16 protein-coding genes are annotated in these 21856 nt (G+C 72.8%); 12 read left to right on the forward strand and 4 right to left on the reverse strand.

The features are described from left to right. Positions 1-27: 27 nt before the first annotated feature. The 4 genes from I5Q34_RS02165 to I5Q34_RS02180 form a co-directional block, all read right to left on the reverse strand. Complete coding sequence (locus I5Q34_RS02165) at positions 28-1392, reverse strand: glycosyltransferase (protein ID WP_199890341.1); 1365 nt, start codon at positions 1390-1392, stop codon at positions 28-30. Between the two features lie 48 nt (positions 1393-1440). Then, on the reverse strand, positions 1441-2565 hold the full coding sequence (wecB, locus tag I5Q34_RS02170) for a non-hydrolyzing UDP-N-acetylglucosamine 2-epimerase (protein WP_199890342.1): 1125 nt from the start codon (positions 2563-2565) through the stop codon (positions 1441-1443). A gap of 131 nt (positions 2566-2696) precedes the next feature. Next, on the reverse strand, positions 2697-3395 hold the full coding sequence (locus I5Q34_RS02175; RefSeq protein WP_199890343.1) for a response regulator transcription factor: 699 nt from the start codon (positions 3393-3395) through the stop codon (positions 2697-2699). Continuing rightward, the gene (locus I5Q34_RS02180; protein WP_199890344.1) at positions 3392-4570 is read right to left on the reverse strand and encodes a HAMP domain-containing sensor histidine kinase; all 1179 of its coding nucleotides are present in this window, start codon (positions 4568-4570) and stop codon (positions 3392-3394) included. The genes I5Q34_RS02175 and I5Q34_RS02180 overlap by 4 nt, the downstream gene beginning before the upstream one ends. A 130-nt stretch (positions 4571-4700) precedes the next feature. On the opposite strand from I5Q34_RS02180, the gene I5Q34_RS02185 reads away from it, so the two are divergent. From I5Q34_RS02185 to I5Q34_RS02240, 12 genes are all read left to right on the forward strand, one after another. Beyond that, positions 4701-6215 (forward strand): folylpolyglutamate synthase/dihydrofolate synthase family protein, encoded by a 1515-nt coding sequence (locus I5Q34_RS02185; protein WP_199890345.1) that lies wholly within the window; start codon positions 4701-4703, stop codon positions 6213-6215. 3 nt (positions 6216-6218) lie between these two features. Next, complete coding sequence (locus I5Q34_RS02190) at positions 6219-6569, forward strand: DUF4233 domain-containing protein (RefSeq protein WP_199890346.1); 351 nt, start codon at positions 6219-6221, stop codon at positions 6567-6569. 95 nt (positions 6570-6664) lie between these two features. Continuing rightward, entirely contained in the window at positions 6665-7078 is a 414-nt protein-coding gene (ndk, locus tag I5Q34_RS02195) for a nucleoside-diphosphate kinase (RefSeq protein ID WP_199890347.1), read from the forward strand. Between the two features lie 285 nt (positions 7079-7363). After that, positions 7364-8383: a rod shape-determining protein gene (locus tag I5Q34_RS02200; protein ID WP_004950903.1), complete on the forward strand. Its 1020-nt coding sequence runs from the start codon at positions 7364-7366 to the stop codon at positions 8381-8383. A gap of 114 nt (positions 8384-8497) precedes the next feature. Next, a complete protein-coding gene (gene mreC, locus I5Q34_RS02205; protein ID WP_199890348.1) occupies positions 8498-9433 on the forward strand; it encodes a rod shape-determining protein MreC in 936 nt (311 codons plus the stop codon). A gap of 9 nt (positions 9434-9442) precedes the next feature. Beyond that, positions 9443-10123 carry a rod shape-determining protein MreD gene (mreD, locus tag I5Q34_RS02210; protein WP_199890814.1) on the forward strand — a complete coding sequence of 227 codons (681 nt, stop codon included), beginning with the start codon at positions 9443-9445 and terminating at the stop codon, positions 10121-10123. Between the two features lie 46 nt (positions 10124-10169). Beyond that, a complete protein-coding gene (mrdA, locus tag I5Q34_RS02215) occupies positions 10170-12311 on the forward strand; it encodes a penicillin-binding protein 2 (protein WP_199890349.1) in 2142 nt (713 codons plus the stop codon). Then, positions 12308-13507 carry a rod shape-determining protein RodA gene (gene rodA, locus I5Q34_RS02220; RefSeq protein WP_199890350.1) on the forward strand — a complete coding sequence of 400 codons (1200 nt, stop codon included), beginning with the start codon at positions 12308-12310 and terminating at the stop codon, positions 13505-13507. Before mrdA ends, rodA begins: the two co-directional genes overlap by 4 nt. A gap of 51 nt (positions 13508-13558) precedes the next feature. Continuing rightward, complete coding sequence (locus I5Q34_RS02225; protein ID WP_199890351.1) at positions 13559-15037, forward strand: CYTH and CHAD domain-containing protein; 1479 nt, start codon at positions 13559-13561, stop codon at positions 15035-15037. A 196-nt stretch (positions 15038-15233) separates the two neighbouring features. Continuing rightward, positions 15234-17156 carry a TIGR03960 family B12-binding radical SAM protein gene (locus tag I5Q34_RS02230; protein ID WP_199890352.1) on the forward strand — a complete coding sequence of 641 codons (1923 nt, stop codon included), beginning with the start codon at positions 15234-15236 and terminating at the stop codon, positions 17154-17156. 139 nt (positions 17157-17295) lie between these two features. After that, positions 17296-18066, forward strand: a complete 771-nt coding sequence (locus tag I5Q34_RS02235) for a TIGR03936 family radical SAM-associated protein (RefSeq protein ID WP_199890353.1) — start codon at positions 17296-17298, stop codon at positions 18064-18066. A gap of 242 nt (positions 18067-18308) precedes the next feature. Next, on the forward strand, positions 18309-21856 hold a 3548-nt coding region (locus tag I5Q34_RS02240; RefSeq protein ID WP_234428241.1), incomplete at its 3' end, for an Rne/Rng family ribonuclease.

Raw genomic sequence — 21856 nt, forward strand, 5'->3', positions numbered from 1 at the left:
TTCCTCTTCCGGGAAAGCGGCTGTGATTTACGCCTCGATGGCGGTCGGGCCGGCGGCGGTGCTCTCCGCGTTGCGGCGGGTCTTGGCCCAGCCGTTGCGGCCGCGCAGCATCCGGACGAAGCCGCGGGCGGACGCCGGGAAGAGGTGGTACGCGTACAGCCACAGCGCCAGCCCCCACAGCAGCGCGGTGAGCAGTGAGCGGTCGTCGGCGCGGTCCCGACGGTAGACGGGGCCCCACAGGACGAACGGCAGGACGGAGACCACGGCCAGGCCCAGGACCAGCGGCCACAGGGCGAGCATCCCGCCGAACGCCTCGCCGGCGCCGTCCTCGACGGCGGTCAGGGTCAGGAAGGCGGCCATGACCGCGCACAGCGCGAGGGTGACCAGGTGGGCGACGGGCTGGAGGAAGGTGTAGAGGGTCTCCAGGATCCCCTTGCCGCCGTAGTGGCGCGAGGAGACGATGCGCGGCGCGTAGCGGACGCACTGGAGGTTGCCCTGGGCCCAGCGGGTGCGCTGGGTCAGGAAGCGGCGGCCGTGCGGCAGGCCCTCCTGGGAGACCCAGGTGTCGGCCATGTGGTTGATCCGGTCACCGCTGAGGATCATGTGCAGGCCGAGCTCGTAGTCCTCCAGCAGCGCGCCGCGCTGCCAGGGACGGCGCTCGGCCGCGGCTATCCGGTCCAGGGACGCGAGGCGGGTGAACTGGCCGTTGCCGCCCAGGCCGACGGAGCCGGTGCGGGCGCGCAGCAGCTGCATGCCGGCGTTGGAGACGGAGAACTCCATGTCCTGCATGCGGACCAGGAGCCGGGCGAAGGCGTTGCGGACGCGGCCGTGGTCCGGCAGCGGGCGCTCGTCCTCGGTGTTGCGCATCCGGACGCTGACCTGCACGCCGCCGACCTCGGGGTCGGCGAAGCCGGCCGGGCCGCCGACGATGTCGAGGGCGTTGGGGTCGAGCTGGCCGTCGGCGTCGATGACGCAGACGACGACGCGCTCGCGGTCGGTCTCGCGGGACAGGAACTGGTTCAGCTCGTCGTACGCGGCGTTGAGCGCGGCGCCCTTGCCCTGGCGGGCCTCCGGGCGGTGGCGGCGCACCAGGTGCACGCGCCGGTCGCGCTCGGCGAGTTCGGCGACGATCGCGCCGGTGCGGTCGTCGCTGTCGTCGTCGATGACCCAGACGTGGGCGCGCGGGTGGTCGGCGCGCAGCCGGCCGACGGTGGTCGCGACGACGGCCTCCTCGTCACGGCAGGGCACGAAGAAGTGCCAGTCGAACGCGCCGGGGTCGCCGTGCTCGGCGACGGGACGGCGGGTGTAGGCGTGGCGGGCGCCGGCCCAGTAGAGGAGGAAACAGGCGAGGAGGAAGAAGGGGAAGGCGAGGAGGAGGGGGTTCGAGAACATGCGGGGGTGGTCCTTGGGGCGTTCGGCTGCGGCGGGGGGCGCGTCGGCTCAGGCGGCGGTGGCGAGTTCGGGCGCGGCGATCCGTGCCAGCAGCCCGGCGATGCGGTCGGAGGCGAGGCCGTCGCCGAAGGGGCTGGGCAGGGCGGCCAGGCGCTCCAGGCCGGCCGTGCCCTCGGCGAGCCGGCGGCGCGCGGCGGCGCCGATCTCCGGGCCCGGACCGACCAGGTCCGCGAAGTCGGCCATCGCCTCGGGGCGTTCGGTCGAGCGGCGCACGACCACCAGCGGGCGGCCGAGGACCGTGCACTCCTCCTGGATGCCGCCGGAGTCGGAGACCAGCAGCGCCGCGTGCCGGGCCAGGGCCAGGAACTCGGAGTAGCCCAGCGGCGCGCTCACCGTCAGCGGGGCGAGCAGGTCCGTGAGGCCGGCCGCCTCGACGCGGGCCCGGGTGCGCGGGTGCAGCGGCAGCACGACCGGGCGGTCGGCGGTGGCGAGGGCGGCGAGCTCGGTGAGGATCGCGCGCAGGGCCTCGGGGGAGTCGGTGTTCTCCGGGCGGTGGACGGTGGCCAGGACGTACGCGTCGGCGGTCAGCCCGTGCGTCCGCAGCAGGGCCGCGCGCCCGTCGGCGCCGGGGAGCTGGTTGTGGACAGCCTCGACGACGGTGTTGCCGGTGACCTCGATGCGGGCGTCGGCCACGCCCTCGGCGAGGAGGCTGGCGCGGTTGTCCTCGGTGGCGGCGCACAGGACGTCGGCGATGCGGTCGATGAGGACGCGGTTGTGCTCCTCGGGCATGTTGCGGTCGTGGCTGCGCAGCCCGGCCTCGACGTGCAGCAGCGGGATGCCCCGGGCGTTGGCGGCGAGCGCGCCGGCCAGGGCGGCGTTGGTGTCGCCCTGGACGACGACGGCGAGCGGCGGCTCGACGGTGAACAGCTCGTCGAGCTGGGCGAGGGCCGCGGAGATCTGCACGGCGCGGGGCTTGCCGCCGATGCCGGTGAGGTAGGTGGGCTCCGGGAGACCGAGCTCGGTCAGGAAGCGGCCGGACAGCTCGTCGTCGTAGTGCTGACCGGTGTGGATCAGGTGGGCCTTGGGGCCGAGGAGCCGGATGAGGTCCGTGAGCTTGACGAGCTCGGGGCGGGTGCCGAGGACGAGGGCGATTCGGCTGGTCGGCAGGGTCACGGGGGGCTCCGGGCTGTCTCGGTTGCTGGGGTCAGCACCAGACAGTGCGGGGCGTGGGTTGCGGGGGTGGATGGGAGTTGGTTGTCGGATGGTTGCGATTTGGTCCTGGTGGGAGGGTCCGGGGCAACCCCCTACCCCGGCCGGTCGCCGCCCGCGCGGTAGCGGTAGCCGAGGCCGCGGACGGCCTCCAAGGGGTCCGCGGCGGCATCCCCCGCCGCCTGGCGCAACTTGCGCCGCAACCGCAGCACCGCAAACTTCACCCGCTCCCGCCCCGTCCCGTCCCGGTCGTCCCAGACCCGGTCGAGGAGCTGATCCGTCGTGATCACCCGGCCCCGGTTGCGGACGAGGATCTGGAGCAGGCGGTACTCGATGTCGCTGAGGCGCGCCTCCTGGCCCTGCCAGACCGCCGAGCGGCGTTCCGGCACCAGCCGCAGGCCGTCGTCGAAGGAGTCGCCCGCCCAGCGGGCGGGGGCGCTGCGGCGCAGCAGGGCCTCGACGCGGGCGAGGAGCTCGTCGTTGCCGAAGGGCTTGGGCAGGTAGTCGTCCGCCCCGGAGCGCAGCCCGCGCACCCGGTCCGTCTCCGCGCCCCGGGCGGTGAGCAGGAGGACGGGGAGGTCGCTGAGGTCCCGGGTGCGTTCGAGGACGGCCCAGCCGTCCAGCCCGGGCAGGCCGATGTCGAGGATCAGCAGCGCGGGGCGCTCGGCGAAGAGCAGCCGCAGCGCCTCGCGGCCGTCGTCGGCGGGGACGACCTCGTAGCCGGCGCGGGTCAGCAGGGTGCGCAGGGCGAGGGCGAGGTCGGTGTCGTCCTCGACGACGAGGATCCGGGTCATGGGGAGTCCCCCGGGCCCTCGAACGGGAGGCGGATCAGGAAGACCGCGCCCTCCCCTTCCTCCCCGCCCGCGGTCAGCGTCCCTCCGTGCAGGCCGACGAGCTCGCGGGCGATGGACAGGCCGAGGCCGGTGCCGGGGTAGCCGCCGGTGCGGGCGTTGGAGGCGCGGACGAAGCCGGAGAAGATCTCCTCCCGGGAGCTCTCGGGTATGCCGATGCCGGTGTCGGCGACCTCGATCTCCCAGTGGCCGCCGCGCGGCCGGGCGGTGACGGTGATCCGTCCGTCGGGCGGGGTGAACTTCGCGGCGTTCTCCAGCAGGTTCCCCAGCACGTGCTGGAGCCGGTGCCGGTCGCCGCGCAGCGCGGGCCCGGGTGCGCAGTCCAGCACGGTGAAGACGGGCGGGGGAGCGCCGGGGCCGGCGGTGCACAGGGACTCCAGGACCGCGTCGCGGAGCATGCCCGGCACGTCCACGTCGCCGATCTCCAGCTCCGGCCCGACGGCCCGCATCCGGGTGGTGAACAGCAGGTCGGAGATCACCCGTTGCATGCGCTCGCCGTTGCGGCGGATGGCGTCGACGAAGGAGCGCTGCTCGGCGGTGAGCGCGCCGAAGGCCGGGTCGGTGAGCAGCTCGCCGAAGCTGATGACGGTGGTCAGGGGGGTGCGCAGCTCGTGGGAGGCGGCGGCGGTGAAGGCGTTGCGCTGCCGGGCGAGCTCGGTGAGCGCGACGTTGTCCCGCTCCAGGTCGTGCTCGCGCCGCTTGCGCTCGGTGACGTCGCCGAAGAACCACAGGGCGCCCAGGTAGACGCCGTCGTGGTGCAGCGGTTCGACCTGGCGGCGGACGACGCGCCCGTCGGTGAGGGGGATCTCCGCGACGCGGTGCAGGTGGACGGGCCGCAGGGTCAGGATCTCGCCGGGCCCCGGGCCGGTGTGCCCGGCGGTGCACCAGGCGCGGACGAGCGGGACGACAGGCTGGACGGGGGCGCCGCGGGAGAGGTCCGCCCGGCCCTCCAGGTCGAACATGCGGGCGAAGCTCCGGCTGGCGGCCAGGACCTCGTCGGCGGGGCTCACCAGCAGCGCTCCGGCGGGCAGTGCCTCCAGGACGGCCTGGAGCAGGCCCCGGTCCTGCGAAGTCTGGGAATCCCGTGAAACCTGTGAAACCCGGTCCTCGGAGCCCATGCCTCTCACCCGCTCCCTGGACATAGCCCAATAAAACGGTAGGCCAAAGCGGAACATAACGCTCCCGCCGCCCGTCCCGGCCCTCCGCCCCCGGGCCCTCGGCCGCCCTCCGGCTCCGTAGACTGGGCGCGTGAGCGAGCGCCCCCTGAACGACGACAGCGAGAACCCCGACCGGTTCGAGGAGATCGTCGAAGCCGAAACCGACCGCGACCCCGACCTGGCCGTGATCGAGGCCGGCAGCCGCACCCTGCGCGCCCAGGCCGGGCCGCCGCAGGGCGACGCCGTCCCCGCCCGCCCCGCCGACCCGGAGGTCGACCGGGCCCTGCGCGAGGTGGAGGCGGAGCTCGCCGGCCGCTGGGGCGAGACCAAGCTCGACCCCTCGCTGGTGCGCATCCAGGCCCTGCTGGACATCCTGGGGCGCCCCGAGCGCGCGTACCCCTCCGTCCACATCACCGGCACCAACGGCAAGACCAGCACCGCGCGCATGGTCGAGTCCCTGCTGGCCGCCTTCGACCTGCGCACCGGCCGCTACACCAGCCCGCACGTCCAGTCCGTCACCGAGCGGATCAGCCTGGACGGCGCGCCGATCGACGCCGAGCGCTTCATCGAGACGTACCGCGACATCGAGCCGTACGTGCGCATGGTCGACGAGCGCGAGGAGTACCGCCTCTCCTTCTTCGAGGTCGTCACCGGCATGGCCTTCGCCGCCTTCGCCGACGCCCCGGTGGACGTCGCGGTGGTCGAGGTCGGCATGGGCGGCACCTGGGACGCGACCAACGTCGTGGACGGCAACGTCGCCGTGGTGACCCCCATCGCGCTCGACCACACCGACCGGCTCGGCGCGACCCCCGGCGAGATCGCCCTGGAGAAGGCCGGGATCATCAAGCAAGGCGCCACCGTCGTCCTGGCCCAGCAGCCGGTGGACGCGGCGCAGGCGCTGCTCAAGCGCGCGGTCGAGGTGGACGCCACGGTCGCCCGCGAGGGCATGGAGTTCGGCGTCGTCGCCCGCGAGGTGGCCGTCGGCGGCCAGCTGTTGACCCTGCGCGGGCTGGGCGGCGAGTACCCCGAGGTCTTCCTCCCGCTGCACGGCGAGCACCAGGCGCACAACGCGGCGGTGGCGCTGGCCGCGGTCGAGGCGTTCTTCGGCATCGGCGCGCAGCACGCCCGCACCCTCGATCTCGACGTGGTGCGGCGGGCGTTCGCCTCGGTGACCTCGCCGGGCCGGCTGGAGGTGGTCCGCCGCAGCCCCACCGTGGTGCTGGACGCGGCGCACAACCCGGCGGGCGCCCGCGCCGCGGCCGACTCGATCGGCGAGGCCTTCGGCTTCAGCCGGCTGATCGGCGTGGTGGGTGCCACCGAGGGCAAGGACGTCCGCGGCATGCTGGAGGCCTTCGAGCCGGTCTTCGCCGAGGTCGTCGTCACCCGCAACTCCAGCGACCGGGCCATGGACGTGGACGCGCTCGCCGCGCTCGCCGTCGAGGTCTTCGGCGAGGAGCGGGTGCAGGTCGAACCCCGCCTGGACGACGCCCTGGAGGCGGCCGTCACCCTCGCCGAGGAAGAGGGCGAGTACGCGGGTGCTGGTGTACTGGTGACCGGTTCGGTCATCACGGTGGGCGAGGCCCGGCTGCTGCTGGGGAGGAGCTGACACATGCGGACGCTGTGCGCGAGCACTCTGATCGGTGAATTCTTCATCATCGGCTTCGCGGGACTGGTGGCCATGAAGTCCCCGGACCTCGCGACGGGCACGGTCTGGACGGTCAGCGGCATCGCGATGGCGCTCAGCGTCCTGCTGTGCGGCATGATCACCCGTCCCGGTGGCGTGGCGCTGGGCTGGCTGTTCCAGCTCGGCCTGATCGCCAGCGGCTTCGTGGTGCCGACGATGTTCTTCCTCGGGGCGGCCTTCGGCGGCCTGTGGTGGGCGTCGGTGCACTTCGGACGGAAGATCGACGAGGCCAAGGCACGGTTCGCGGCGGCGGAGGCCGAGGCGGCGCGGGGCTGAGGGCACGGACCGGGTGCGGGGGAGCTCCCGCACCCCTGTACCCTCTGGCCCCACACACCTGATCATCCGCACGATCACCCGCAAGGAGCCGCAGTATGAGCCAGCGCACCCTCGTCCTCCTCAAGCCGGACACCGTCGCGCGCAAGCTCATGGGCGAGGTCATCGCCCGCATCGAGCGCAAGGCGAACTGGACGATCAGCGCGCTGGAGCTGCGCACGCTGGACCGCACTGTCCTCGAACAGCACTATGCCGAGCACGTCGGCCGGGACTTCTACGAGCCGCTGGTGGCCTTCATGTCGTCCGGTCCGGTCGTGGCGATGGTCGTCGAGGGCGAGCGCGTCATCGAGGGCGTGCGGGCGCTGGCGGGGCCGACCGACCCGATTTCGGCCGCCCCCGGTTCCATCCGTGGTGACTTCGGCACCATCACGCGCGAGAACCTCATCCATGCCTCGGACTCGGAGGAGTCCGCCGAGCGTGAAATCAAGATTTTCTTTCCGGGCCTCGTCTGATACTGGGTCAGGCAGGCACCCATTCTGATCAGGGGCGACCGATTTCTTTGTCGGTCGCCCTCTGACATATGCGTGGCGAACGGGGGAACCTCTCACTCCGACACGACGTCACCATTACAGAGGCGAGCTTGTGTTCCGCCGACAATGGCGAAGCATCTGTCGCGTCGCTTTCTGTCCGGCGAGACTACGATGAGAGCTTCCGCGCCCCGCAGCGCACCACCTGCCGACCTCAAGTAAGCAATCGCTCAAGCTGGGAAGGCCAGACGTATCCTCATGGGGAACAACATGTCGTTCATCGGCCGTGACATGGCTGTCGACCTCGGGACCGCCAACACGCTGGTGTACGTCAGAGGCCGCGGGATCGTCCTCAACGAACCGTCCGTCGTCGCCATCAATACGAACACCGGTGGCATCCTCGCGGTCGGCGCGGAGGCGAAGAAGATGATCGGGCGGACGCCCGGCAACATCGTCGCGGTGCGGCCGCTCAAGGACGGCGTCATCGCCGACTTCGAGATCACGGAGCGGATGCTCCGTTACTTCATCCTCAAAATCCACAAGCGCCGCTGGATGGCCCGCCCGCGCGTGGTCGTCTGCGTGCCCTCCGGGATCACCGGCGTCGAGCGGCGCGCGGTCATCGAGGCGTCCACCCAGGCCGGCGCCCGGCAGGTGCACATCATCGAGGAGCCGATGGCCGCCGCGATCGGCTCCGGCCTGCCGGTCCACGAGGCCACCGGCAACATGGTCGTCGACATCGGCGGCGGCACCACCGAGGTCGCGGTGATCTCCCTGGGCGGCATCGTCACCGCGCAGTCCATCCGCGTCGCGGGCGACGAGCTGGACAACGCGATCATCCAGCACATCAAGAAGGAGTACAGCCTCCTGCTGGGCGAGCGCACCGCCGAGCAGATCAAGATCACCATCGGTTCGGCGTACGACCTCGAACAGGACGAGCACACCGAGATCCGCGGCCGGGACCTGGTCAGCGGCCTGCCCAAGACCGTGGTCATCTCCGCCGCCGAGGTCCGCAAGGCCATCGAGGAGCCGGTCAACTCCATCGTCGACGCGGTCAAGACCACCCTCGACAAGTGCCCGCCCGAGCTCTCCGGCGACGTCATGGACCGCGGCATCGTGCTCACCGGCGGCGGCGCTCTGCTGCGCGGTCTCGACGAGCGGCTGCGCCGCGAGACCGGCATGCCGATCCACATCGCCGAGGACCCGCTGGACTCGGTGGCCCTCGGCTCCGGCAAGTGCGTGGAGGAGTTCGAGGCACTCCAGCAGGTGCTGGACGCACAGCCCCGCAGGTGACCCAGCCCTGCGGGGCCGCCCGGCGGAAACAACCTGATATACAGGCACAACGCTGCCGATGACCGGCCCGGGCCCGCAGCCGGCCGGTCCGACGAGAAGGGCATGCCGCCGCACGTGAGGGACACACGAGAGAGCCGGCTGCTGTTGGCGCTGCTGATCGCCGTCGCGTTCGCGTTGATCACGGTCGACATCCGCGGCGGCGACCGGTCCCCGCTCGACGGTGCCCGGCGGGCCGCCGCCACCGCCTTCGGACCGGTGGAGAAGGGCGTCGCCGGCGTCGTCGACCCGGTCGCCGACGCGGTCGCCGCCGTGCGGGACTCCGGCGACCGCAGCGACCGCATCACCGAGCTGGAGCGCGAGAACACCGTCCTCAAGCGGAAGCTCGGCAGCGACGACCGCACCAGCGCCCGCGTCCGCGAGCTCGACAAGATGCTGGGCACCGCCGGCCGCGGCCAGTACGGCATCAAGGGCGCCCAGGTCATCGCCATAGGAGCCGCCCAGGGCTTCTCCTGGACGGTCACGATCGACATCGGCAGCCACGACGGCGTCAAGCGCGACATGACCGTCCTCAACGGCGACGGCCTCGTCGGCCGGGTCACCACCGTCGGCCCGACCACCTCCACCGTGCTGCTCGTCAGCGACCCCAAGTTCACCGTCGGCACCCGCCTGGAGAAGACCGGCGAGATCGGCTTCGCCAACGGCCAGGGCGACAGCACCCTGCGCGTCGAACTCCTCAACGGCAAGGCCGCCGTCCGCTCCGGCGACCGCCTCGTCACCTTCGGCTCCAGCCGTGACAAGCCCTTCGTCCCCGGTGTCCCGGTCGGCCGGGTCGTCCGCGTCGAGCCCTCCGGCGGACGGCTCACCCGCACCCTCCAGGTCCGCCCCTTCGTCGGCTTCAGCAAGCTCGACCTCGTGGGCGTGGTCGTCGTCCCGCCCCGGACGGACCCCCGCGACAGCGTGCTGCCGCCCAAGCCGGCGCCCCCCAAACCCATCCCCACGGTCACCGTCACGGCGACCCCGTCCGCGAGCGCCAACCCCAACAGGGACTGACCCATGCCGATGCGCTTCAACCGGATCCTGCTCTCGACCGCGCTCGTGGTGGTGGCCCTGGTCCTCCAGGTGAGCGTCTTCGCCCGGCTCCACCTGCCCGGCGCGGTCCCCGACCTGCTGCTGCTCGTCGTCGTCGGCCTCGGCCTGGTCTACGGCCACACCGGCGGCGCCCTCGTCGGCTTCGGCGCCGGCCTCCTCGCCGACCTCGCCCCGCCCGCCGACCACGCCACCGGGCGCTACGCGCTCGTCCTCTGCGTCGTCGGCTACCTGGTCGGCCTCGCCAAACCGGAGACCGGACGGCTGCGTTCGGTCACCCTGCCGCTGGTCGTCGTGCTCGGCGCCGCCGTCGTCTCCACCCTGCTGTACGCCGGGGTGGGCGCCCTCGTCGGCGACACCGCCGCCCGGCACGTGGGCCTGACCGGGCTGCTGCTCACCGCCGCCCTCTACGACCTGCTCCTCGCGCCCTTCACCGTCCCGCTGATCATGGCCCTGGCCCGGCGCGGCGAGAACGACCCGCTCACCGCCGAGGGCACGGCCGCCGTCGCGGCCGGCGGGGACGGCTCGTACGGCCGGCTCTCCGTCAGCATGCGCGCCGGGCGCGGCAAGAGCCTCGGCGGGCAGCGCGGCGGTCTGCTCACGCGGGGGACGCGCATCGGCCGGGGCGGGCGGCTGAAGGGCAAGCGCCTGTGAGACTGCAGCATTCCGGGCCGCGGCCCGACGACCCGAGGGGGGCGCGGTGAGCAACATCCCCGAGACCGGGCGCACCTCACGCGTCACCATCCGCCTCGTCGTCCTCCAGATCCTCGTCGTCTCGCTCCTGCTCACCCTCGGCGGACGGCTGTGGTACCTGCAGATCCGCAACGGCGACGAGTACACCGCCGAGGCCGCCGACAACCACATCCAGCAGGTCATCGTCCCCGCCACCCGCGGCTCCATCCTCGACGCGCGCGGCATCCCGCTGGCCGACAACCAGACGCGGCTCGTGGTCTCCGCCGACCGCACCGACCTGATGAAGATGAAGGACAAGGGCAAGCGCGTCCTCACCCGGCTCGCCGGGGTGCTCGGCCTGGGGGCCGACGAGGTCGCCGCCAAGGTCCGGCTGTGCGACGCCAAGACCCCCAAGCCCTGCTGGGCCGGCTCGCCGTACCAGCCCATCCCCATCACCGACGGCGCCACCACCCAGCAGGCCCTCCAGATCCGCGAGCGCGCCGAGGACTTCCCCGGCATCACCGCCGAACCCATGGCCGTGCGCCGCTACGCCGGCCCCGGCGGCTCCAACACCGCCCAGGTGCTGGGCTACCTCTCGCCCGTCACCGACGAGGAGATCACCCAGGCCAAGGACTCCCGCACCCCGCTGATGCGCTCCGACGAGATCGGCCGCAACGGCCTGGAGCGGCAGTACGACACCGAACTGCGCGGCAAGGCAGGCGTCACCCGCTACGAGGTCGACAACCTCGGCCGGGTCATCGGCAAGGCCAGGAGCGACAAGGCCGAGCCCGGCTCCAACGTCGTCACCAGCATCGACGCCCGCGTGCAGGCCATAGCGGAACGGGAGCTGGAGCAGGCGATGAAGAACGCCCGCCAGGAGGTCGACCGCAACACCGGCACCACCTACAAGGCCGACGCGGGCGCCGTCGTCGTCCTGGAGTCGAAGACCGGCCGGGTGGTGGCCATGGCCTCCAACCCCACCTACGACCCCAACGCCTGGGTCGGCGGCATCTCCGCCAGGGACTACCAGGCCCTCACCGGCAAGGACTCCGACTACCCGCTGCTCAACCGGGCCATCCAGGGCCAGGCCGCGCCCGGCTCGATCTTCAAGGTCATCTCCGCCACGGCGGCGGTGAACGCCGGCTACTCCTTCACCGACAAGTACAACTGCTCCAGCTCGTACAGCATCGGCCACCAGGTCTTCAAGAACTTCGAGTCCAAGGGCTACGGGCCCATCGACCTCGGCCGGGCGCTGGAGGTCTCCTGCGACACCGTCTTCTACGACCTGGCGTACCGCCAGTGGCAGAAGGACGGCGGCAACAACCCCAAGCACCCCAAGGACTGGTTCTACCGGACGGCCCATCAGTTCGGGCTCGGCAAGACCACCGGCGTCGACCTCCCCAACGAGGTCCGCGGCCGCGTCCCCGACCGCGACTGGAAGAAGCGGTACTGGGAGGTCAACAAGGACACCTGGTGCAAGCAGGGCGAGGGCGCCGACAAGGGCGACTACGCCGCGCAGATCGCCAAGGAGAACTGCGAGTCGTTCGCCCGGATGCGCGCCGGTGACTCCGTCAACTACTCCATCGGCCAGGGCGACACCCTCGTCACGCCCATCCAGATGGCCACCATCTACGCGGCCATCGCCAACGGCGGGACGCTGCACGACCCGACCATCGGCAAGGCGGTCATCAGCGCCGACGGCAAGCGGATCCAGGAGATCGAGCCCAAGGCCCACGGCAAGCTGCCGTTCGACCGGAAGACCCGCGACCAGCTGGACTCCGCGCTGGCCGGCGTCGCCACCCAGGGCAGTGCCGCCTGGCGGTTCGGCGGCTGGCCGCAGAAGGAGATCCCCATGCACGCCAAGACCGGCACCGCCGAGGTCGCCGGCAAGCAGACGACCTCCTGGTTCGCCAGCTACACCAAGGACTTCACGATCGTCATGACGATCTCCCAGGGCGGCACCGGCTCCGGCGCCTCAGGGCCCGCCGTCCGCAACATCTACAACGCCCTCTACGGCCTGGACGACAAGGGCCGCATCGACGTCAAGAAGGCGCTGCTCCCCGAGCCCCAGGCCGGTCTGCCGAAGATCGACAAGGACGGCACCATCGTGGCGCAGAAGATCGATCCGCCCGCCAAGCCGGCCAGGAAGGAAGAGGGACGGGACGAGTGAGCGCCGACGGCTTCCGCATCCGCCGCTTCTCCCCGCAGCGCTCCGCCTGGGCCCGCCTCACCGACCGCGACTCGGTCCTGCGGCGCCTCGACTGGACGATGCTGCTCGCCGCGCTGGCCCTGTCGGCGATCAGCACCCTGCTCGTCTACTCCGCCACGCGCGGCCGCACCGAGCTCACCCACGGGGACCCGTACTACTTCCTGCTGCGCAACATCCTCAACACCGGCATAGGCGTGGCCCTGGCGGCCGGTGCCGTCTGGGCCGGCCACCGGGCGCTGCGCGGCGCGGTCCCGGTGCTGTACGTGGCGTCCGTGCTGCTCACGGCCTCCGTCCTCACCCCGCTGGGCGCGACGATCAACGGCGCGCGGTCCTGGATCCAGCTGGGCGCCGGGTTCTCCCTCCAGCCTTCCGAGTTCACCAAGATCACCATCACGCTGGGCATGGCGATGCTGCTGGCCCAGGCCGTGGACGCGGGCGACCGGCCGTACCCCGACCACCGCACCGTCCTCCAGGCGCTCGGCGTCGCCGGGCTGCCGATCCTCGTCATCCTGCTGATGCCGGACCTCGGCTCGGTCATGGTCCTGGTCGTCATCGTGCTCGCCGTGCTGCTCGCCTCCGGCGCCTCCCACCGCTGGATCGCCGGGCTGCTCGGCGCGGGCGTGCTCGGCTGCGTCCTGATCTGGCAGCTGGGGATACTCGACGAGTACCAGATCAACCGCTTCGCCGCGTTCGCCAACCCGGCCTTCGACCCCGCCGGCGTCGGCTACAACACCAAGCAGGCCCGCATCGCCATCGGCTCCGGCGGGCTCACCGGCTCCGGCCTCTTCCAGGGCTCCCAGACCACCGGCCAGTTCGTCCCCGAGCAGCAGACGGACTTCATCTTCACCGTGGCGGGCGAGGAGCTCGGCTTCGTCGGCGCGGGCACGATCATCTTCCTCATCGGCGTCATCCTCTGGCGCGCCTGCCGCATCGCCCGGGAGACGACCGACCTCTACGGCACGATCGTGGCCGCCGGGATCATCGCCTGGTTCGCCTTCCAGTCCTTCGAGAACATCGGCATGACGCTCGGGATCATGCCCGTGACGGGGCTGCCGCTGCCGTTCGTGTCGTACGGCGGCTCCTCGATGTTCGCCGCGTGGATCGCGGTGGGGCTGCTCCAGTCGATCAAGGTGCAGCGGCCCCTGGCGGCGCCTTGACGTCCGACGCGCGTCTGTCGCTATGCCCGCCGCCGGATTAGATTCGGGGGCATGGCGGAGACCGTGCGAGAGATCGAGCGGAAATACGAAGCCGTGGACGGAGCGGGCCCGGCCCGCCTCCCCGACCTGACCCGGGCCGAGCCCGTGGCCGGCGTCCGCGACCGGGGCGTCGTCGAGCTGGACGCCGTCTACTACGACACCGCCGACCGCCGGCTGCTGGCGGCCGGCGTCACCCTGCGCCGGCGCACGGGCGGGTCCGACGCCGGATGGCACCTGAAGCTGCCCGTCGCGCCCGGCGTGCGGGACGAGGTGCGGGCACCGCTGACCGCCGCCGCCCGCGTTCCGCGCGCCCTGGCCGCGCTCGTCCGCTCCCGCGTCCGGGAGACGCCGCTCGTGCCGGTCGCGCGCATCGCGACGCGGCGGGACGTCAGCGAGCTGGTGGACGCGGACGGGGCGGTACTGGCGGAGGTCGCCGTCGACGCCGTCACGGTGGGGGAGGGGGACGACGCCTGGACGGAGGTCGAGGTCGAGCTCGCGGAGGGAGCCGGGCCGGAGCTGCTCGACGCGCTCGAACCGCATCTGCGCGAGGGCGGATTGCGGCCCGCGCGGGCCGGGAGCAAGCTGGCGCGGGCGCTGGGGGCGCTGGCTGCCGCGAAGGCGGTGCCGCCTGTCGACGCCGGGGGGCACGTCCTGGCGTATGTACGCGAGCAGGTCGAGGCCGTCGTCGCCCTCGATCCCGGCGCGCGGCGCGGCACGGAGGACGCCGTCCACCAGATGCGGGTCGCCACGCGACGGCTGCGCAGTGCCTTCCGCACGTACGGGAAGGTGCTCGACCGGCGGGTCACGGATCCGCTCGGTGCCGAACTGCGGTGGCTGGCAGGCGAGTTGGGTGTCGACCGGGATCGCGAGGTCCTTGTCGCGCGGCTGCGCGAGCGGCTCGGCGAACTGCCGCGGGTCCTGGTCCGCGGGCCGGTGCGGGCCCGGCTGCGGGTGTGGTCCGTGCGGAACCGCGTCGAGGCGCGGCGGCGGCTGACGGCCGTGCTCGACGGCCCGCGCTATCTGGCGCTGCTGGACGCGCTGGACGTGCTCGTCGCGGATCCGCCGCTGCGGGCGGGAGCGGCCCGGTCTCCGGAGAAGGTGCTGGCCAAGGCCGTGCGACGGGACTACGGGCGGCTGTCCGCCCGGGTCGAGCACGCCCTGGCCACGGATCCGGGCCCGGAGCGGGACGCGGCCCTGCACGACGCCCGCAAGGCGGCCAAGCGGGCCCGCTACGCGGCGGAGGCGGCGGCCCCCGCCCTGGGCAAGGACGCGCGGCGCCTCGTCAAGCGGATGAAGGCGGTGCAGACGGTGCTGGGCGACCACCAGGACAGCGTCCTGGCGCGGGGCGCGCTGCGCGCGATCGCCGCGCAGGCGGAGGGGGCGGGGGAGTCGGCGTTCACGTACGGCGTGCTGTACGGGAGGGAGGAGGCGCGGGCCGGGGAGGACGAGCGGGCGCTGCCGGGCGTGTGGGGGGAGGGGGTGGGGGCGTGACCGATGGGTGTGGCCGTTCGTTTTCCCGGTGCGCGGTTTCCCCGCTGACGCGGGGGTGTTCCGGCCTGGGACGAATGCGAAGTGCGCTGGGCCCTGTGGTCCCCGCCAGTGCGGGGTTGCTGTGATCGCCGTGCCGGGGGGTGACTCCAAGCGGTTACGCTTGGGAGTCACCCTTGCCCGCTCATGAAGGTTCGAGATGTCCGAATCGGTCTTCCCGCAGCTCGAGGCCCTGCTCCCGCACGTGCAGAAGCCGATCCAGTACGTCGGTGGTGAGCTCAACTCCACGGTGAAGCCGTGGGAAAGCTGCGACGTCCGCTGGGCCCTTATGTACCCGGACGCCTACGAGGTCGGTCTGCCCAACCAGGGCGTCATGATCCTCTACGAGGTCCTCAACGAGCGCGAGGGCGTCCTCGCCGAGCGCACGTACAGCGTGTGGCCGGACCTCGAGGCGCTGATGCGCGAGCACGGCGTGCCGCAGTTCACGGTGGACGCCCACCGGCCGGTCAAGGAGTTCGACGTCTTCGGGCTCAGCTTCTCCACCGAGCTCGGTTACACCAACATGCTCACCGCCCTCGACCTCGCGGGCATCCCGCTGGAGGCCAAGGACCGGACGGTCGACGACCCGATCGTCCTCGCCGGTGGCCACGCCGCGTTCAACCCGGAGCCGATCGCCGACTTCATCGACTGCGCCGTGATCGGCGACGGTGAGCAGGCGGTCCTGGAGATCACCGAGATCGTCCGGGCCTGGAAGGCGGAGGGCCGCCCGGGCGGGCGCGACGAGGTGCTGTTCCGGCTGGCGAAGACCGGCGGGGTGTACGTCCCGAGGTTCTACGACGTCGAGTACCTGGCGGACGGCCGCATCGGCCGTGTCGTCCCCAACCGCTCCGGCGTGCCGTGGCGCGTGTCCAAGTACACCGTCATGGATCTCGACGAGTGGCCGTACCCGAAGCAGCCGCTGGTCCCGCTGGCGGAGACCGTGCACGAGCGGATGTCCGTCGAGATCTTCCGCGGCTGCACCCGCGGCTGCCGCTTCTGCCAGGCCGGCATGATCACGCGTCCCGTGCGCGAGCGCAGCATCACCGGCATCGGCGAGATGGTGGACAAGGGCCTGAAGGCGACCGGCTTCGAGGAGGTCGGCCTGCTGTCGCTGTCGAGCGCCGACCACACCGAGATCGGTGACGTCGCCAAGGGCCTCGCCGACCGGTACGAGGACGACAAGATCGGCCTCTCGCTGCCGTCCACCCGCGTCGACGCCTTCAACGTCGACCTCGCCAACGAGCTGACCCGCAACGGCCGTCGCTCCGGTCTGACCTTCGCCCCCGAGGGCGGCTCCGAGCGCATGCGCAAGGTCATCAACAAGATGGTCTCGGAGGAGGACTTGATCCGGACCGTCGCCACCGCGTACGGCAACGGCTGGCGCCAGGTGAAGCTGTACTTCATGTGCGGCCTGCCGACCGAGACCGACGAGGACGTCCTCCAGATCGGCGACATGGCGGTCAACGTGATCGCCAAGGGCCGCGAGGTCTCCGGCTCCAACGACATCCGCTGCACGGTCTCGATCGGCGGGTTCGTGCCCAAGCCGCACACCCCGTTCCAGTGGGCGCCGCAGCTGTCCGCCGAGGAGACCGACGCCCGGCTGGAGAAGCTGCGCGACAAGATCCGCGGCGACAAGAAGTACGGCCGGTCGATCGGCTTCCGCTACCACGACGGCAAGCCGGGCATCGTCGAGGGCCTGCTCTCGCGCGGCGACCGCCGCGTCGGCGCGGTGATCCGCGCGGTGTACGAGTCGGGCGGCCGCTTCGACGGCTGGCGCGAGCACTTCAGCTACGACCAGTGGATGAAGGCCGCCGGGCAGACGCTGCCGCCGCAGGGCGTCGACGTCGCCTGGTACACGACGCGTGAGCGCACGTACGAGGAGGTCCTGCCCTGGGACCACCTGGACTCCGGCCTCGACAAGGACTGGCTCTGGGAGGACTGGCAGGACGCGCTCGACGAGGTCGAGGTCGAGGACTGCCGCTGGACGCCGTGCTTCGACTGCGGCGTGTGCCCGCAGATGCAGACCGAGATCCAGATCGGTCCGACGGGCAAGAAGTTGCTGCCGCTGAGCGTCGTCAAGTAGCACATTTGTACGGACGAGGGCCCCGCCGGGTTGGCGGGGCCCTCGTTGCACGTACGCTAGGTAGCAGTACGACCGCACTCACGAAGGAATCAGGACACTGGGTAAGCGACAGCCCGAAGGCCCGCCGCCCGCACCCGCGGTGCAGCGCATCCGACTGCGCTACACCAAGCGCGGCCGCCTCCGGTTCACCAGCCACCGTGATTTCCAGCGCGCCTTCGAGCGGGCCCTGCGCCGTTCCGAGGTGCCCATGGCGTACTCGGCAGGCTTCACCCCGCACCCCAAGGTGTCGTACGCCAATGCCGCACCCACCGGCACGGGCAGTGAGGCCGAGTATCTGGAGATCCAGCTCGCCGAGGTGCGCGACCCCGCGCGTCTGCGGGAGCTGCTCGACGAGTCGCTGCCCGCCGGGCTCGACATCGTCGACGCGGTCGAGGCCCGCACGTCCTCGTTCGCGGAGCGGCTGGAGGCCTCCGTCTGGGAGCTGCGGCTCGACGGCGTGGAGCTCGCGGACGCCGAGCGCGCCGTGACCGCGTTCCTCGCGGCGGAGACCGTGGAGGTGGAGCGCCGCACCAAGAACGGGATGCGGACCTTCGACGCACGTGGCGCCGTGTGCCGACTCCAGGCACTGGCCGCTCCGGCCGATAGGCCCGGTGACGGACCCTGTGCGATACTGCGGCTGGTTGTTCGGCATGTGACACCTGCCGTTCGACCCGACGACGTCCTGTCCGGGCTCCGCGCCACGGCCGACCTGGCGCCGCCGGTCCCCGCAGCGGTGACCAGGCTGGCGCAGGGGCTGCTCGACGATGAGACCGGTACGGTGACCGACCCGCTCGCGCCCGATCGCGACGCTGCCACGGCCGTCTCATCAACGACCGCCGGCGCGGCGATGGCGCCGGGCGGCCGATCGTAAGGACAGCCGTCGCCGCGCGGCCGGTGCACCAGGGAGCCACCCCGGGTCCGGCAAGCGCATTGACCAGGAGACTTTCGCCGGTGCCGCCCATCGGACCCGGCGAGTGACACGACAGCTCCCGTGCGGCGACCGCGCCCCGGACGGCGGTACCGCGCTCATCACGCGGACCGGCGGGCCGGATCCGGCGCGGCGCCCGGGAGCGTGACGGGAGAAACGCCCGCATGCTCGAATCCACTGATCCCATGGAACCCGGGAACGCGCACAGCGCCGCCGGGAACAACGCAGACACCGGCCCCGGCGACACGCTGCCCCCGCGGCGCCGCCGCCGGGCCGCCTCGCGGCCGGCCGGTCCGCCGGTCACCGCGCAGACCGAGACCCCCCCGGCCGCCCTCGACGAGGAGCTCGCCGAGCCCGTCCAGGGCGCCCCCGCCGTCACGGCCGCGGAGACGGCCGGAGCCACTGCTCCGGCGCGCTCGCGCCGCCGGGTGACGCGTACCGTCGCGACGCCGGCCCCGGAGGAGGGTGAGGCGGAGGCCGTCGAAGCCGCCGAGGCCGCTCCCGCGGCGCCCGCCCGGTCGCGTCGTCGCGCCGTGCGCAGGGCCGGTACCCCCGGCACCGCCGAGACCCCCGCCGCCGAAGCCCCCGAGACCGCCGTCGCCGAGCCGGCCGAGGCCGCCGGTGAGACGGCGCCCGCCACTCCGGCGCGTCCGCGCCGTCGAGCCACTCGCAAGGCCGCCGCGCCGGTGAAGGCCGCTGCCGAGGCCGGGGCCGTGGAGCCCGCTGTGGAGCCCGAGGCCGTCGCCGAGGAGGCGGAGGCCGCTCCGGCGCGTCCGCGCCGCCGTGCGGTCCGCCGCGCCAGCGCCCCGGCCGGTGCGCCGAAGGCCGTCGCCGAGCCCGCTGTCGAGCCCGCTGCGGCCGAGGAGACCGCCGAGGCCGTCGCCGAGGTGGAGGAGGAGGCCCAGGCCCCCGCCGCTCCCGCGCGGCGCCGCCGGGTCGTCCGCCGGGCGTCCGCACCCGCCGGTGCTCCGGCCGGGGCTGTCGAGCCCGAGGCGGCACCTGTGGCCGAAGAGGTCGAGGAAGCCGAAGAGGCCGAGGAGATCGAGGCGGCCGTCGCGGTCGCCGAGCCGGTGGAGGAGCCGGTGAAGCCGGCGCGTGCCCGCCGCCGGGCCACCCGTGCCGCCGACAGTGCCGCCGCGGCCGAGCGGCAGGCCGGGGAGCCCGGGGCCGCCGAGCCGGTCGCCGCCGAGTCCGCCGCCGTCGAGGAGCCCGTCGCCGAGGAGGCGCCGCGCGCCCGTCGTACGCGTCGTCGCGTCGTGAGCGCGGAGGCCGGGCGGCAGACCGTCGAGACCGCCGAGGCCGCGCCCGCCGAGGCCGCGTCCAAGGGGGAGGGGCCCGCCCGCTCGCGCCGCCGTGCGACGCGTCCGCAGGTCGCCGTCTTCCAGGCCCCGGTGTTCACCGAGCCGATGTTCCAGACGCCGGAGTCCGCCGCGGCCGCCTACGCCGCGGAGGAGCAGCCCGCGGCCGAGGAGACCGAGCAGCCCGTCGGCCGTCGTCGCCGTCGTCGCCGTGGCGAGGCCGTCGAGGCCCCCGAGCCGGTGGTGACCGCCGAGGTCGCCGAGGCCGTCGAGGAGCCCGCGGCCGAGGAGCCGGAGGCCGCCGAGGTCGCCGAGGACGAGGACCAGGGCGAGCGTCCCGCGCGCCGTCGTCGCCGGGGCGGCCGTCGCCGTCGTCGCGGCGAGGCCGCGGAGGCCGAGTTCGAGGGCGAGGAGGAGCAGCCGGAGGCCGAAGAGGCTGAGGAGGCCGCCGAGGGCGAGGAGGAGGCCGAGGAGGCCGGCGCGTCCACCGCGGGCAGCCGTCGCCGTCGCCGCCGTCGTCGTCGTTCGGGCGAGGCGATGGAGACCGAGCCCGGCACCGACGAGCCGGAGCGCACCGTCGTCAAGGTCCGCGAGCCGCGCGAGCGCCGCACCGAGGGCGGCACCGGCTTCGACGAGGTGCAGTCCATCAAGGGCTCGACCCGCATGGAGGCGAAGAAGCAGCGCCGCCGCGAGGGCCGCGAGCAGGGCCGCCGCCGCGTGCCGATCATCACCGAGGCCGAGTTCCTGGCCCGTCGTGAGGCCGTCGAGCGGGTCATGGTCGTGCGCCAGAACGGCGACCGCACCCAGATCGGCGTGCTGGAGGACAACGTCCTCGTCGAGCACTTCGTCAACAAGGAGCAGGCGACCAGCTACGTCGGCAACGTGTACCTGGGCAAGGTGCAGAACGTGCTGCCGTCCATGGAGGCCGCCTTCGTCGACATCGGCAAGGGCCGCAACGCGGTGCTCTACGCCGGTGAGGTCAACTTCGACGCGCTCGGCATGGGCAACGGCCCGCGCCGCATCGAGACCGCGCTGAAGTCCGGCCAGTCCGTGCTCGTCCAGGTCACCAAGGACCCGATCGGGCACAAGGGCGCCCGCCTGACCAGCCAGGTCTCGCTGCCCGGCCGGTACCTGGTGTACGTGCCCGAGGGCTCGATGACCGGCATCAGCCGCAAGCTGCCCGACACCGAGCGGGCGCGGCTGAAGCAGATCCTCAAGAAGATCGTCCCCGAGGACGCGGGCGTGATCGTCCGCACCGCCGCCGAAGGGGCGAGCGAGGACGAGCTGCGCCGTGACGTCGAGCGGCTGCAGGCGCAGTGGGAGGACATCCAGAAGAAGTCGAAGATGATCTCCACCAGCGCGCCGAGCCTGCTCTACGGCGAGCCGGACATGACCGTCCGCGTGGTGCGCGACATCTTCAACGAGGACTTCTCCAAGGTCATCGTCCAGGGCGACGACGCGTGGGAGACCATCCACGGCTACGTCTCGCACGTCGCGCCGGACCTCGCGGACCGGCTGCAGCGGTGGACGTCGGACGTCGACGTCTTCGCCACGTACCGGATCGACGAGCAGCTGATGAAGGCGCTGGACCGCAAGGTCTGGCTGCCGAGCGGCGGTTCGCTCGTCATCGACCGGACCGAGGCGATGGTCGTCATCGACGTCAACACCGGCAAGTTCACCGGCCAGGGCGGCAACCTGGAGGAGACGGTCACCAGGAACAACCTGGAGGCGGCCGAGGAGATCGTGCGCCAGCTGCGGCTGCGCGACCTCGGCGGCATCATCGTGATCGACTTCATCGACATGGTGCTGGAGTCCAACCGGGACCTGGTGCTGCGGCGCCTGCTGGAGTGCCTGGGCCGGGACCGTACGAAGCACCAGGTCGCCGAGGTGACCTCGCTGGGTCTGGTCCAGATGACCCGCAAGCGGGTGGGCCAGGGCCTGCTGGAGTCCTTCTCCGAGCAGTGCGTGCACTGCAACGGCCGCGGCGTGATCGTCCACATGGACCAGCCGTCGGTGGCCGGCGGCGGCGGTGGTGGCGGCAAGCGCGGGAAGAAGCGCGGCGGCGGGAAGGCGGCTGCCGAGGCTGTCACCGAGCCGGCCGTCGAGGCCGTCGAGGCCGCTGCCGAGCCGGCCGTGGAGCTGGAGCCCGTCGCGGTGACCGAGGCGGAGCTGGTGCCGGCCGTCGGCGGGGGCGAGGACGAGTGGTTCTCCAGCCCGGCCGAGGCGGAGGCGGCGGCCAGGAGCGGCCGTGGTGGCCGTGCGCGGCGCCGGGCGACGCGGAAGGCGACGGCTCCGGTGGGTGCGCCGAAGGCGGCGGAGCCGGTGGAGGCGGAGGTCGTCGTGGAGACGCCTGCGCCTGCCGCTGAGCCTGTGGCCGAGCCCGAGCCCGAGCCCGAGCCCGAGCCCGAGCCCGAGCCCGAGCCCGAGCCCGAGCC

The organism is Streptomyces sp. AV19 (genome assembly GCF_015999245.1).
Taxonomy (GTDB): Bacteria; Actinomycetota; Actinomycetes; order Streptomycetales; family Streptomycetaceae; genus Streptomyces.

Bases quoted from the DNA above. Each gene is read 5' to 3' on its own strand.
- I5Q34_RS02175 (WP_199890343.1), bottom strand. From the start codon at position 3,395: ATGACCCGGATCCTCGTCGTCGAGGACGACACCGACCTCGCCCTCGCC.
- ndk (WP_199890347.1), top strand. From the start codon at position 6,665: ATGAGCCAGCGCACCCTCGTCCTCCTCAAGCCGGACACCGTCGCGCGC.
- I5Q34_RS02225 (WP_199890351.1), top strand. From the start codon at position 13,559: ATGGCGGAGACCGTGCGAGAGATCGAGCGGAAATACGAAGCCGTGGAC.
- I5Q34_RS02230 (WP_199890352.1), top strand. From the start codon at position 15,234: ATGTCCGAATCGGTCTTCCCGCAGCTCGAGGCCCTGCTCCCGCACGTG.
- I5Q34_RS02180 (WP_199890344.1), bottom strand. From the start codon at position 4,570: ATGGGCTCCGAGGACCGGGTTTCACAGGTTTCACGGGATTCCCAGACT.
- I5Q34_RS02165 (WP_199890341.1), bottom strand. From the start codon at position 1,392: ATGTTCTCGAACCCCCTCCTCCTCGCCTTCCCCTTCTTCCTCCTCGCC.
- I5Q34_RS02190 (WP_199890346.1), top strand. From the start codon at position 6,219: ATGCGGACGCTGTGCGCGAGCACTCTGATCGGTGAATTCTTCATCATC.
- I5Q34_RS02200 (WP_004950903.1), top strand. From the start codon at position 7,364: ATGTCGTTCATCGGCCGTGACATGGCTGTCGACCTCGGGACCGCCAAC.
- mreD (WP_199890814.1), top strand. From the start codon at position 9,443: ATGCGCTTCAACCGGATCCTGCTCTCGACCGCGCTCGTGGTGGTGGCC.